The 12,403-nt window shown below is 60.3% G+C and carries 12 protein-coding genes; 6 read left to right on the top strand and 6 right to left on the bottom strand.

The features are described from left to right. Positions 1 to 8: 8 nt before the first annotated feature. The 6 genes from AB8B33_RS29385 to AB8B33_RS29360 all read right to left on the bottom strand — a co-directional run bounded on the left by AB8B33_RS29385 (position 9) and on the right by AB8B33_RS29360 (position 6,338). Positions 9 to 866 (bottom strand): carbohydrate ABC transporter permease, encoded by an 858-nt coding sequence (locus AB8B33_RS29385; protein WP_439018062.1) that lies wholly within the window; start codon positions 864 to 866, stop codon positions 9 to 11. Further along, positions 866 to 1,783 (bottom strand): carbohydrate ABC transporter permease, encoded by a 918-nt coding sequence (locus AB8B33_RS29380; protein WP_113320349.1) that lies wholly within the window; start codon positions 1,781 to 1,783, stop codon positions 866 to 868. Before AB8B33_RS29380 ends, AB8B33_RS29385 begins: the two co-directional genes overlap by 1 nt. Next, the gene (locus AB8B33_RS29375; RefSeq protein WP_439018061.1) at positions 1,780 to 3,036 is read right to left on the bottom strand and encodes an ABC transporter substrate-binding protein; all 1,257 of its coding nucleotides are present in this window, start codon (positions 3,034 to 3,036) and stop codon (positions 1,780 to 1,782) included. The genes AB8B33_RS29380 and AB8B33_RS29375 overlap by 4 nt, the downstream gene beginning before the upstream one ends. 27 nt (positions 3,037 to 3,063) lie before the next feature. Next, positions 3,064 to 4,026 carry an N-acetylglucosamine kinase gene (locus AB8B33_RS29370; protein WP_439018060.1) on the bottom strand — a complete coding sequence of 321 codons (963 nt, stop codon included), beginning with the start codon at positions 4,024 to 4,026 and terminating at the stop codon, positions 3,064 to 3,066. Then, positions 4,023 to 4,817, bottom strand: a complete 795-nt coding sequence (locus AB8B33_RS29365) for a DeoR/GlpR family DNA-binding transcription regulator (RefSeq protein ID WP_439018059.1) — start codon at positions 4,815 to 4,817, stop codon at positions 4,023 to 4,025. The genes AB8B33_RS29370 and AB8B33_RS29365 overlap by 4 nt, the downstream gene beginning before the upstream one ends. Before the next feature lie 204 nt (positions 4,818 to 5,021). Continuing rightward, positions 5,022 to 6,338 (bottom strand): alpha-glucosidase/alpha-galactosidase, encoded by a 1,317-nt coding sequence (locus AB8B33_RS29360; RefSeq protein WP_439018058.1) that lies wholly within the window; start codon positions 6,336 to 6,338, stop codon positions 5,022 to 5,024. Positions 6,339 to 6,440: 102 nt separating this feature from the next. Between AB8B33_RS29360 and AB8B33_RS29355 the strand changes: the two genes are divergently transcribed. The 6 genes from AB8B33_RS29355 (at position 6,441) to AB8B33_RS29330 (ending at position 12,403) form a co-directional block, all read left to right on the top strand. Further along, a complete protein-coding gene (locus AB8B33_RS29355) occupies positions 6,441 to 7,295 on the top strand; it encodes a helix-turn-helix domain-containing protein (RefSeq protein WP_439018057.1) in 855 nt (284 codons plus the stop codon). Between the two features lie 127 nt (positions 7,296 to 7,422). Next, the gene (locus AB8B33_RS29350) at positions 7,423 to 8,490 is read left to right on the top strand and encodes an Ldh family oxidoreductase (protein WP_439018884.1); all 1,068 of its coding nucleotides are present in this window, start codon (positions 7,423 to 7,425) and stop codon (positions 8,488 to 8,490) included. 109 nt (positions 8,491 to 8,599) lie between these two features. Further along, the gene (locus tag AB8B33_RS29345; RefSeq protein ID WP_439018056.1) at positions 8,600 to 9,358 is read left to right on the top strand and encodes a FadR/GntR family transcriptional regulator; all 759 of its coding nucleotides are present in this window, start codon (positions 8,600 to 8,602) and stop codon (positions 9,356 to 9,358) included. A 23-nt stretch (positions 9,359 to 9,381) separates the two neighbouring features. Next, on the top strand, positions 9,382 to 10,356 hold the full coding sequence (locus AB8B33_RS29340; RefSeq protein ID WP_439018055.1) for a sialic acid TRAP transporter substrate-binding protein SiaP: 975 nt from the start codon (positions 9,382 to 9,384) through the stop codon (positions 10,354 to 10,356). A 63-nt stretch (positions 10,357 to 10,419) separates the two neighbouring features. After that, positions 10,420 to 10,992: a TRAP transporter small permease gene (locus AB8B33_RS29335; protein WP_113184449.1), complete on the top strand. Its 573-nt coding sequence runs from the start codon at positions 10,420 to 10,422 to the stop codon at positions 10,990 to 10,992. Between the two features lie 4 nt (positions 10,993 to 10,996). Then, positions 10,997 to 12,403 carry a TRAP transporter large permease gene (locus AB8B33_RS29330; RefSeq protein ID WP_439018054.1) on the top strand — a complete coding sequence of 469 codons (1,407 nt, stop codon included), beginning with the start codon at positions 10,997 to 10,999 and terminating at the stop codon, positions 12,401 to 12,403.

Below are 12,403 nucleotides of genomic sequence, written 5' to 3'. Positions count from 1 at the left end.
GTCTCCGATTATTTGACCGAACCAGCCAGCAGACCGCTGACGAGGTACCGGTTGAGAAAGATGACGACGAGGGCAGGGATGACGATCGCAATCGATCCGCTGGCCGTGATCAGCCCGTAGTCGATGAAGTTCTTGGTGACGAATTCAGGGATGAGAACCGTCAGGGGTTTCGTCGCCTGCGGTGAGAAGATGAGGGGAACGAGATACTGACCCCACGCCCCCAGGAAGGTGAGGATAGCGGCCGCCGTCAAACCGGGTCCGGCGAGTGGCAGCACGATGTGGAAGAAGATGAAGAGGCGACCCGCGCCATCAAGCTGTGCCGCCTCTTCGAGCGCGATCGGAAGCTGCTCGAAGACGCTGCGCAACAGCCAAAGGGAGAGCGGCAGATAGGCCGAGACATAGATCAGCGAGACGCCGGTATAGGTGTCGACCAGATGCATCCTGATCATGATCTGATAGAGCGGGATCAGCACCGCATAGGCAGGGATGGCCAGCGTCGCGACGACAGCGCCAAACAGAAGCTGACGCCCGGGAAAGCGCATCCGGGTGAATGCATAGGCGCCGAGTGCCGAGATCGCGACGCAGAGAGCCGTGGCAGCTGCAGACGTGATCACGCTGTTGAGCAGTGCTGCACGGAACTGCTTCCATACTTCCACCCCGCCGATCCGCGCAATGTTGATACCGAGCAGGCGCGAATAATGGTCGAGCGTGAAATGCTGCGGGAAGAAATGGATCGGCCGCGTGGAAAAATCTTCCGTCGGCGTCACGGAACTTGCGATCGTCCAGTAGATCGGGCCAAGCGACCAGATCAGCAGCACCGCAAGACCGGCCCAAATCATCAGGCGATAGAGAATGGTTGGTTTCATCAGTCGAACCGTGTGTTGCGATAGACGCGGAGGACATAGACGAGCGAGACGAGCAGCGACACCAGCGTAATGACGACCGACAGCGCCATCCCGTAGGAGAAGCGAAGGTTCTGGAACGTCTCGAGATAGATCTGCACGAGGATCGGCCGCGTTTCGAGGCTCGATCCGGCCAGCACCCAGGCCTCGTCGAAAAGATTGAAGGCATTGACCGTCGCGTTCGTCATGGCAACGGCAATTGCGCTGCGCACGAGCGGAAGCGTGACCAGGCTGAACATCTGCACGCGCGTCGCGCCGTCGATGCGGGCAGCCTCATAGAGATGCGCCGGGATGCTCTGCATAGCCGCAAGCACGATGACGATGGTCAGCGGCATCATACGCCAGACATGCACGACGGTGACCGCGATGATCGCGCTCGTCCGGTCGTTGAACCAGACATGATTTTCGAAAGGCAGGCCAAGTGCGACGAGTATGCCGTTCAACAGGCCGGCGCCGGGTTGATAGATCCATAGCCAGATGACGGAGTTGACGACACCGGGGAGCGCCCAGGGCAGAATGACAGCCGCAAGCACCCACTGGCGCCCGACCCTCATCTGATTGATGAGCGCTGCAGCAAGCACGCCGAAGATGGTTTCGGCAGCGACGGCGAGAACGACGTAGATGAGGGTATTCGTCCAGGTCGTCGCCAGCTGGCCATCCGACAGCATGCGTGTGTAATTTTCCAGTCCGACAAAGGGCGTTCCGGCCTGCATTGGATTGACCCGGTGCAGCGAGTCCCAGACCGTCCGTCCCATCGGATAGAAGACCAGAGCTGCCATCGTCACCAGGATCGGCAGCACCAGCAGCAGTCCGAGCATGGTGTCGGCGTTGAGGCCGACACTACGCTTGGCTGCCACACCTTCAGCGGTGGCTGTTGTCATTGCGCCATCGCCTGCTTGGCTGCATCGGCGATGCTCTGCATGGCCTGATCAACGGTGACCTGGTCCTTTGCCGCGCTATTGATCGCCGTGTTTACCGCGCTCGAAAACTGCGGATACCACGGCGGCGTTCCCTGCTGGAACAGTGGCTCGACGGTCTTGGACTGTTCGACAAGTGCGTCGCCGCTTGTCAGCTTGCCTTCCGTATTAAGTTCGGCGAGAGCCGAAGTGCGCGTCGGCAGGAAGCCGTTTGCGGCATTCTTCTTCTGGAACTCCTTGCTGGTGAACCATTTGACGAAGGCGACCGCCGCTTCCTTGTTCTGCGAAACGTTCGGAATGGCGAGCGCTTCCGGAAGGCCGAAGCTGCGGGTCTGACCACTTTCGGTCGGTACGAGGATCGCTTCCACCTGGCCGGCGACCTTGGACTGCTTCGGGTCGTTCATCTGGCCCAGGCGACCGGGCTCACCCGAGATCATGATGCTGGTCAGCCCCTGGGCGAACATGCTCTCGTTGATCTGGCTGTCCTTGAGGCCTGTCGAGGCAGGGTCGACCAGGCCGTCCTTCAAGAGCTTCAGTTCGAAGGCGAGCGCCTTGTAGCCGGCTGAATCGGGGGTGAGGAAAAGCGGCTTGAAATCCTTGTCGAAGAGTTCGCCGCCAAAGGCCTTGGTCAGCAGATACCAGCTCGTGGAAGCGCCTTCGGTCGCCGAGAGCGGTAGGCCGATCGGATAGGTGGAGATGCCCTTCTCCTTGATCTTCTTTGCGGCCTCGACCAGCGCGTCGAGCGTCTTCGGCATTTCGGTAATGCCGGCGTCCGTGAAATGCTTCTTGTTGACGAGCATGACGCGGAAGTCGTTCGTGTAGGGTACGCCGAGCAACTGACCGTCGACGGTGAAGATCTTGGCGACGCCAATATCATCGACACTATCCTTGTCGATCACGTCGTTCAGCGGCATGTACCAGCCGGCGGCGCTGAACTGACCCGTCCATGACCAGTCGAATTCGGTGACATCGGCTGGTGCCGTGCCGGCGACGAGCGCCGTTACCAGCTTCGGGCGGATATCGTCCCAAGAGAGGGTCTGGAGATCGACATGAATGCCGGTCGCGGCTTCAAAATCGGCCGCAACCGTGGCGCCCTGCGGCGACGGCATCAGCACCGTGATAGACTGGCCGGCAAGCGGTTTGGCGTCGTCCGCCACGGCAGGCAGGGCGATCGCAAGGGCGGCGGAGGCAAGCAAAGGCAATATCAATTTACGCATGTTCCCATCCTTCTTTATCGTTGACAGTCATTGTCTTGATCGCGCGATCACGGTTTCGGCCGCGACCGCGATTTGCCCGAACCAGCGCTCGTCAAGCGGCCAGTCGAGAAGTTGGGCGGCGGCCAGAAGCGCGCCGCCAATAGGGGGAAGTACGGGTGAAACCGCCCGTCGGCCGATCCGCCGTTCGACGGCTTCAAGCAAAAGACGGCTGGAGAAGGTGCCGCCCGCGTAGGTCCACTCCGTGCCGTTTTCACAATGGCTGGCGATTGCCCAATGGTGTTTGGCAAGCTCTTCGGCCGCCGTCTCGATCAGGCCAATGGCCGTCTCATCACCTTGCTGAGCGGTTCGATCGACAAGGATGGAGAGCGCGGCGATACCCGCACGGGGCTTTGCGAGCCCGTTGATCCAGCCGCCGAGCGCGTTCATCGGGTCTGCAATATCCAGCTGGAGATGATCGTAAATGGCTCGCGCCATCGCCGTCGGCTTGGCACGTCCATCGAGGCTCTGGCTGATGAGATGCAGGGCTGCGCGACCGATCCAGTAGCTGCTGCCCTCGTCGCCGATCACATCGCCCCAACCGCCGGCGCGTGCGGAGGCGCCCGCGCCGTTGCGCGCCCAGGACATGGAGCCGGTCCCCGACAGGATGAGGATGCCCGGATGCCCGGCAAAGGCACCGAGATGGGCTGCATCGACGTCATTGAGCACGATCCTGCGGATATCCGGAAAGGCGTCATCAATGCATTGTTTCTGAAGCGCAGAGAGGTGAGCGACTTCGCCATAAGCAGGCAGGGCAGCGCCGACGGCGGCCAGTCCCGGCTCATTGCGGAACGGTTCGATATGCCGCTCCAGCTCCTGTCGCCAGTCCGGATTGTCCATCGGATTGACACCACCGCCGAGCGCAGTGCGCAGAATTCGGCCGCCTCTGTCGGCCAGTGTGACGAGCACCTTGCTGCCGCCGCCATCGATGCCGAGGATCAGTTCGTTACTCATTCTTTTGCTCCGAGCTCGGCATAGATCGCGTCAATACCGAAGTTGGTGAGTTCGGCGCGCCATTGGGGTGTCAGACCCTTGTCGGTGATGAGCTTTGCGGCGTTCAGGGGCGCGACCTTGTAGGTTGCCATCGTCCCGAATTTCGAGGAATCGGCGAGCACATAGCCGTTGGCAGAGCGGGTGAGCATGCGCCGGTTCAGGCTGGCTTCGGCACTGTCCACGCTGTAGATCGCGCCGTCGGGGCTGATGGCGCTTGCTCCGAGAAACAGCTGATCGAACCAGATCGTTTCGAGCATCGCCTCGGCCTGCGGGCCGACAAGCGAGGCGTTTTCGCTGCGCAGCTGGCCACCGAGAAGCACGACCTCGAGGTTCGGAATGTTGAGAAATTCCTGAGCGACGATCAGGCCGTTGGTGAAGATGCGCAGCGGCATCGGATTGATGCGGATGAGCCGGGCAAGCTGAAGAACCGTCGTGCCGGCATCGAGGAAGATCGCTGTGCGGGGCAGAAGCAGTTCATAGGCCGCATTGGCGATCGCACGCTTGGCCGAGAGCTGTCGCTTTTCGCGCTCCTGAAAGGCCATTTCGACCGAGGAACCCTCGGCGATGCGAGCGCCGCCATGCACACGGTCGATCGCGCCATCCTGTTCGAGAATTTGCAGGTCGCGCCGCACAGTTGCCAAGGAGGCGCCGACAGCATCGGCCAGGTCCTGAATGGTGGAAAAGCCATTCGCATAGAGATGGCTGCGGATGGCATCGAGCCGATCAGTCTTCACGCCGCCAGTCTGGTTCACAGATCGTCCCCTGATGCAATTGTGCTTCTTTGCATCAAAGTTCCCACTCAGTACGATCAATGTCAATCAAGATTCTGATCGTTTATGATCTTTTTCATGCCGGCCGATCTGGTGGTGCAGGATCAAAAAGAAAGGCACGCCGTCTCTGATGACGACGTGCCTCTTGGCTGTTGTTTGGTGAGCGAATAAGGCCTGTGGCCGATCTCAGCTATATCTGGGCAGGAGTTCGCCGTGTGCCTCGATCAGGTCGTCGACCAGGCCCCAGATCTCGTCCGGCGACAGTTCTGCCGATGTATGCGGATCGAGCAGGGCTGCCTGATAGATGCGGTCGCGTTTTCCCGTCAATGCTGCTTCAACGGTCAGTTCCTGAACCGAGATGCTGAGCTTCATCACAGCGGCGAGCTGCGAGGGGATCCTGCCGATGCGGGTTGGCTGGATGCCGTTCCTGTCCACATGGCAGGGCACTTCCACGATGCACTCGGCCGGAAGATTCTCGATCAGGCCGTTATTGGGAACATTCCCATAGATCAGCGCCGGATTGCCGGTGACTGCGGCGTGAATGATGCCCGCGGCATATTCGTTGCTGCGGCAGACTTCGATCGGCTTGTCGCCTTCGAGATCCCGGCGCAGCGCATGCCATTCTGAAATCTGCCGCTCGCAGCGGCTGATATACTCGTCCAGCGGGATATTGAGCTTGTCGATGAGCTCCGGACGGCGGTCCTTGATGTACCAGGACGTATATTCGGAGAAATGTTCGCTGGATTCCGTCACGAAATGACCGAGCCGCTTCAGCACATCGAAGCGCACCCGATCGTCGGGCGGCACGTGTCCCTCGCCGGCGAGAGCCTTCAGGCGGGGGTAAAGATCCTCGCGCCGGCCATCGGCATGCAGCTTCTCGTATTTCAGGAAGAAGGCGACGTGGTTGATGCCAGCCGAGATGTAGTTGATGTCGGCAATGTCTTCGTCGAGGCAGGAGGTGAGATGGGCGGCGGTATGCTGCACGCTATGGCAAAGGCCAACCGTGCGGATACTGGGCGCCAGCTCCTTGATCGCCCAGCAGTTGATCGCCATCGGGTTCACATATTGCATCAGCAGCGCGTCGGGGCAGACCTCTTCCATATCGCGGCAGATCGCTTCCAGCACCGGAATGGTGCGAAGTCCGCGGAAGATCCCGCCGATGCCGAGCGTATCGGCAATGGTCTGCCGCAGGCCGTACCGCTTCGGCACGTCGAAATCCGTCACAGTCGCAGGCTTGTAGCCGCCGACCTGCATCATCAGGATAACGAAATCCGATCCGCGCAGCGCCTCGCGACGATCGAGGGTTGCCTCTACCCTTACCCTCTGCAGATTGAGCGCCTCGCAGATGCGCCGCGCAACGATCTCCGATGTCTTCAACCGTTCGGGGTCGATATCAAACAGGCTGATCACATAATCGCTGCCCGAGGGTGTGGACAGCACATCCCCCAGAATGTTCTGCGCAAAAACGGTGCTGCCCGCACCCACGAGGCAAATCTTCGGCATTTCGGTCTCCCACAAATCAAGGTTGCCATAGTGGTGCCTCTTCCAAATCAGAATTTCTTCCTGCTATTGAAGGGAGTATTCCCGGATTGAAGCGTTGGACGCATGAAAGACGATCATTTCAACAGGAGCGGCGAGTGGGCGGGGTCGCCGCGGAGCTTCCTGATCGAGCGCCACACGGCAGATGCCATGAGCGCTGCGCATTGGCACGACCATGTCGAGATCAACCTGCTTCTCGATGGTGCCATGACCTATCTCTTCAATGGTCGGCAGGAACGGGTCGAGGCCGGGCGTCTTGTCCTCTTCTGGGCGGCCATTCCCCACCAGACGATCCTGGTGACGCCGGAGGCGCCGCTTATCTGCATCTACCTTCCGCTCGTCGACTTTCTCGCGCTCTCCATCGACAAGAAGGCGAGACAGGCAATCATGCAGGGCGCCTTCGTGGTCGAGCCCCGCCGCCGCGAGACGACGCCGCTCACCGTCTCTGCCTGGGTCGAGGAATGGGGCAGCAGCGATCCCGTCCGGCGCCAGTTGATCGCGGACGAGGCTAAGCTCAGGGTGCGCCGGCTCATCCTTGATCACGCCGATGATCGAGGCTCGTCCGTTGCAGCGGCCGCGACGCCGGTAAGCCCCGCCATCCGCCATTCAGAGGTGCTGACCGACCTGATCAACCGGCATTTTCCCGAGCCGCTAAGCCTGGCGGATCTTGGAAAGCGCGTTAACGTGCATCCAACCACTGCCAATCGGGCGTTTCGCGATGTGCTCGGCATTTCCGTAATGGAATATCTGACACGTTATCGTCTCGCGAGAGCAATGCAGCGGCTGGCTGAGACCGAGGACTCGATCCTGGAGATTGCCCTCGACTGCGGCTTCGGCTCCAGTAGCCGATTTTACGACATCTTCAAGCAGCGAACCGGCACGACACCCCGGCAGTTCCGCCTGTCGCTCGGCAAGCCGTGACGTTTGCACAAGTCGGACAGGGGTTTGAAAGAAGTGCAGGTTCAGGCGCGGTGCGGCTATCGAATCTTCTCGCCAGCGCGCTAGAGTTTGCAGACGATCCACTCTAACGGATTGAGGCCGATGACGACTGACAGCAAAAAAAACCGCTGGCGCCCTGGCGTCCCTGGCAACGATCGAGGATTTCTGCCGAGAGGTCTTTATCGCGGCCGGTGCCGACCAACAGACTGCGGATGCAGCGACGCGGGGAATGCTGCATGCTACGCGCTATGGCATCGACAGCCACGGTGTGCGCCTCCTCCCTCATTATGTGAAAGGGTTGACCGAAGGGCGCCTCAATCCGCGCCCGCATCTCGCGCTGGTAAACACTTTCGGCGCCGTCGCTTCGCTCGATGCGGATAATGGCCATGGTGCGCTCGCGACCTATACGGCCATGGAGCATGCGACGCGTCTTGCCGGGGAATTCGGGATCGGTGCGGTTGCGATCCGCAATTCCTCGCATTTCGGACCGGCAGGTGCCTATGCGTTCGATGCCGCCCAACGCGGCTTCATCGGCTTTGCTTTCTGCAATTCCGATAGCTTCGTGCGTCTGCACGACGGCGCCATGCGCTTTCATGGCACCAATCCGATCGCCTGCGCTGTGCCGGTCACGGGAGATAACCCGTGGCTCTTCGACATGGCGACGAGCGCCGTGCCCTATAACCGCGTGCTGCTCTATCGCAGCCTCGGCCGCCAACTGCCCGAAGGAGTCGCCTCCGATGAACGGGGGTATGACACGGCCGATCCCGATGTGGCCGAAATGCTGGCGCCGCTCGGCGGCGAATTCGGCTTCAAGGGCGCAGGGCTTGCAGGCATTCCCGAGATCTTGAGTGCTGTGCTCACAGGCATGAAGCTGAGTTTCGATATCGCTCCGATGTCCGGGCCGGATTTTTCGACACCGCGCGGGCTGGGTGCCTTCGTCATCGCGCTGAACCCTGCAGCCTTCCTCGATATCGAGATCTTTGATGCTGCCATGAAACGCTACGTCGAAACCTTGAGGGCATCTCCGCCGCGTGAAGGCTTCAGGGTGACGGCGCCGGGCGATCGGGAATGGGCTGTCGCCGCCGAGCGGGAAAGACATGGCGTGACGCTGGATCCGGCGACGGTCGAGGCCCTTAGGACCCTTGCATCCACTTATCAACTGGCCAGCCCGGTCTGAGTGCATGCGTCGGATTGACGCACAACTTCCCCGATGATAGCTTCGGATCAATTGGTCAGGCCAGTTGACCAGTTGTGCGCTTGAGGAGAAGCGTGCCGGGGAGGCCATAATGTTTTCGGCAGTTGAATCACGCCGCCTCTACAGGCAGGTGGCGGACCAGATTCGTATGATGATTATCCGAGGCGAACTCGCCGTCGGCCAGAGGCTGCCTGCCGAGCGCGAGCTTGCGGAGCAACTTTCGGTTTCGCGCCCCACGCTGCGCGAAGCGCTGATCGTGCTGGAAGTCGAGGGATACATCAATATCCGCATGGGCTCCGGCATTTATGTCACGCGCAAACATGCCGGCGAAACGACCGGCAGCGAGCGCGAGCCAGTGGAGGGGCCTTTCGAGCTGCTGCAAGCCCGCGCCATCATCGAATGCGCCATATCAGAGGAGGCGGCAAAAAGCGCCCGCCCTGAGGACATTGCCGTCCTCGACGAGGCGCTGAGAGCGATGAGCGGCGTGGTGGAGGATGCGCGCGCCGTGCTTGTCGCCGACCGCGCCTTTCATACCGGCATCGCCGCAATCGTCGGCAATGCGACCTTGCTCCGCGTTACCGGCGAGATGTTCGACATGCGCATGACGCCGTATTTCGAAAAGCTAGCCAGCCATTTCGAAGGACCGATGTCGTGGCGTACAGCGCTCGAAGAGCACCGGGCCATCCGCGACGCGATCGCCGCCGGCGATACGGCAGGGGCGAAGGCGGCCATGCACACGCATCTCACGAATTCACAGAAGAGATTTTCCGAAAGCTTCGGGGAGGAGGTTTCGGGCGAGCAGGGGCGCGGCCGCACGGCCGGGCCGAACAAGGGAAAAGCAGCCACTTAACGAGATCTCAGGAGGAGAGAGCGATGAAGTTGAAACTGACGACGATACTCTGCACTGCCGCGGCAATCATGGCGACAACGGCGATCGCACATGCCCAGACGGTGCTGAAATGGGCCCATGTCTACGAGACATCGGAACCTTTCCACACGGATTCCCTCTGGGCCGCGGAAGAGATCAACAAGCGCACCAACGGCCGCTACAAGATCGAGGTCTATCCGGCTTCGCAGCTCGGTAAGGAAGCCGATATCAACCAGGGTCTCAAGCTCGGAACGGTCGACATCATCATTTCCGGATCGAGCTTTGCCGCCCGCGACTATAAGCCGATCGGCGTGACCTATTTCCCCTATATCTTCCGCAGCCCCGAACACCTGATCGCCTACACCAAGAGCGACGTCTTCAAGCGCCTGGCCAAGGGTTATGAGGACAAGACCGGCAACCATATCGCCGCCGTCAGCTATTACGGGACGCGCCATACGACGGCCAACAAGCCGATCGCCAAATGCGCCGACATGCAGGGCCTGAAGATCCGCGTACCTGATGTTCCGGCCTACCTCGCCATGCCGCGCGCCTGCGGCGCCAACACGACGCCGATCGCCTTTGCCGAGGTCTATCTCGCCTTGCAGAACGGCACGGTCGAGGCCCAGGAAAACCCGCTGACGACGATCGAGGCCAAGAAGTTCTACGAAGTCCAGAAGAACATCATTCTGACCGGCCACATCGTCGATCACTTGAATACGGTGATCTCGAAGACGCTCTGGTCGAACCTTTCGGACGAAGACAAGAAGATCTTCGGCGAGGTCATGCAGGAAGCTGCCGTGCGCACGACCAAGACCATCGAGGGCAAGGAAAACAGCCTGATCGCCACCTTCAAGGAGAAGGGCTTGAGCGTCACCGAAGTCGACAAGGCCGATTTCGAGAAGACGGTCGCGGAAAAGGTCAAGTTCGAGGACTTCGGCTACGAAAAGGCCGATTGGGAAGCGATCCGCGCGATCCAGTAACAGCCCGAGGGCGCGCCGCCTGAGCGCCGCGCGCCCTTCTTCCCCACCGGAACAAGGCCGATCATGTCACAAGAAGTTCATACGCAAGTCACTGCCGAGGAGATCGGCCACGAATTCGAGGGGCATGCGCCCACCGCCAATATCTCGGACTACGCCATCGAAGACTGGATCACGCTGCTCGTTTTCTGGTTGATGGCCGGTTGCGTCTTCCTGCAGTTCTTCACCCGCTATGTGCTGAACAACAGCTATGCCTGGACCGAAGAAATCGCCGTCAACTGCCTGATCGGCGTCGTCTTTCTCGGCGCCGTCATGTGCGTACGCACGTCGCGCCATATCCAGGTGGACGTCTTCTATCATTACATGCCGGCAGGTCTTGCGCGCGTTCTCGCAACCTTCGTGGATATCGTCCGCATCGGTTTCTTCGCTTATGGCTGCTATCTGATGTGGCGCTACGTGCAGATCGTCGCCGACGAGCAGATGGTCACCGTCGACTTGCCGCGCAACATCGTCTTCTACAGCGTGCTTGCAGCCTTCGTGCTGATGCTGATCCGTGCGGTGATCGTCTTCATCGCCAATATGCGCCGCGGCTACTCCGTTCTGGAGCGCCCCGAAGAATTCCACGCTGTCGAAGGATGACCTGATGCTGCTCTTGCTTGGCTCATTTCTGGTGCTGATGCTGATCGGCGTGCCCGTCGCGATCTCGATGGCCGTCGCCTCCGTTCTCTATATCGTCCTCTACGGCGTTGCGCCCGATATCATCGTCGCCCAGCGCATGATCGCGGGTGTCGAAAGTTTCCCGCTTCTCGCTGTTCCCTTCTTCATCCTTGCTGGCAACCTGATGAATTCGGCGGGTGTCACCGGCCGCATCTATTCCTTCGCCGTCGCGCTCGTCGGCTGGATGAAAGGTGGTCTCGCACAGGTCAACATCATCGGTTCCGTCATATTCTCGGGCATGTCGGGCACTGCGCTTGCCGATGCGGCCGGCATCGGCACGATCGAGATCAAGGCGATGAAGGATCACGGCTACCCCGTCGAGGCCGCGGTCGGGGTAACGGCGGCGTCTGCCACGCTCGGTCCGATCTTCCCGCCATCCTTGCCTTTCGTGATCTACGGCATGATGGCGAATGTTTCGATCGGCGCTCTTTTCATGGCGGGCATTCTGCCGGGCATCGTCATGACGCTGCTGATGATGATCACAGTCGCAGCCTTCGCCTACGTGAAGCGCTGGGGTTCCGATGCGCCCTTCGACGTCAAGCAACTCCTTTCCGCAGGTCTCGAGATCGTCGTTGTCCTGCTGGTGCCCCTGTCGATCTACGTGATGATGCGATCAGGCGTATCGATGAATGCCGCGGCGGGCATTGCCCTCGTCGTGCTTCTGGCGCTCGACTGGTATTTCCGCTTTTCCGCCGTCATGGCGCTCATGACTCCTGTCATCTTGATCGGCGGCATGACCATGGGCTGGTTCACGCCGACGGAAGCGGCCGTCGCCGCTGTGCTCTGGTCGCTGTTCCTCGGCCTCGTGCGCTATCGCACGATGACGTTCTCGACACTCGCCAAGGCGAGCTTCGACACGATTGAAACGACGGCATCCGTTCTCTTCATCGTCACTGCCGCTTCGGTCTTCGCATGGCTGCTGACGGTGAGCCAGGCTGCCCAGCTTCTGTCCGACGCGATCCTGTCGATCACCGACAATAAGTGGGTGTTCCTGATCCTTGTGAACCTGCTGATGCTCTTCGTCGGCTGCTTTCTGGACACAATCGCCGCCATTACCATCCTCGTACCGATCCTTCTGCCGATCGTCGCGAAATTCGGCATCGATCCGGTACAGTTTGGCCTTATCATGACCCTGAACCTGATGATCGGCCTGCTTCACCCTCCGCTAGGCATGGTACTCTTCGTGTTGTCGCGGGTGGCGAAATTGTCCGTCGAACGCACGACGATGGCGATCTTGCCCTGGCTTGCGCCGCTCTTCATCGCCTTGATTTTGATCACCTTCGTCCCCTCGATATCCCTGTGGCTGCCACAGCAGCTTGGGCTTCTGAAATAG

Source organism: Rhizobium sp. 768_B6_N1_8 (genome assembly GCF_051811225.1).
Lineage (GTDB): Bacteria > Pseudomonadota > Alphaproteobacteria > Rhizobiales > Rhizobiaceae > Rhizobium.
This window is presented reverse-complemented; position numbering and strand designations above follow the sequence as displayed.

Excerpts from the sequence above, each read along its gene's own strand:
- AB8B33_RS29385 (WP_439018062.1), bottom strand. The coding sequence starts at position 866 with ATGAAACCAACCATTCTCTATCGCCTGATGATTTGGGCCGGTCTTGCG.
- AB8B33_RS29380 (WP_113320349.1), bottom strand. The coding sequence starts at position 1,783 with ATGACAACAGCCACCGCTGAAGGTGTGGCAGCCAAGCGTAGTGTCGGC.
- AB8B33_RS29375 (WP_439018061.1), bottom strand. The coding sequence starts at position 3,036 with ATGCGTAAATTGATATTGCCTTTGCTTGCCTCCGCCGCCCTTGCGATC.
- AB8B33_RS29370 (WP_439018060.1), bottom strand. The coding sequence starts at position 4,026 with ATGAGTAACGAACTGATCCTCGGCATCGATGGCGGCGGCAGCAAGGTG.
- AB8B33_RS29360 (WP_439018058.1), bottom strand. The coding sequence starts at position 6,338 with ATGCCGAAGATTTGCCTCGTGGGTGCGGGCAGCACCGTTTTTGCGCAG.
- AB8B33_RS29355 (WP_439018057.1), top strand. The coding sequence starts at position 6,441 with ATGAAAGACGATCATTTCAACAGGAGCGGCGAGTGGGCGGGGTCGCCG.
- AB8B33_RS29345 (WP_439018056.1), top strand. The coding sequence starts at position 8,600 with ATGTTTTCGGCAGTTGAATCACGCCGCCTCTACAGGCAGGTGGCGGAC.
- AB8B33_RS29340 (WP_439018055.1), top strand. The coding sequence starts at position 9,382 with ATGAAGTTGAAACTGACGACGATACTCTGCACTGCCGCGGCAATCATG.
- AB8B33_RS29335 (WP_113184449.1), top strand. The coding sequence starts at position 10,420 with ATGTCACAAGAAGTTCATACGCAAGTCACTGCCGAGGAGATCGGCCAC.
- AB8B33_RS29330 (WP_439018054.1), top strand. The coding sequence starts at position 10,997 with ATGCTGCTCTTGCTTGGCTCATTTCTGGTGCTGATGCTGATCGGCGTG.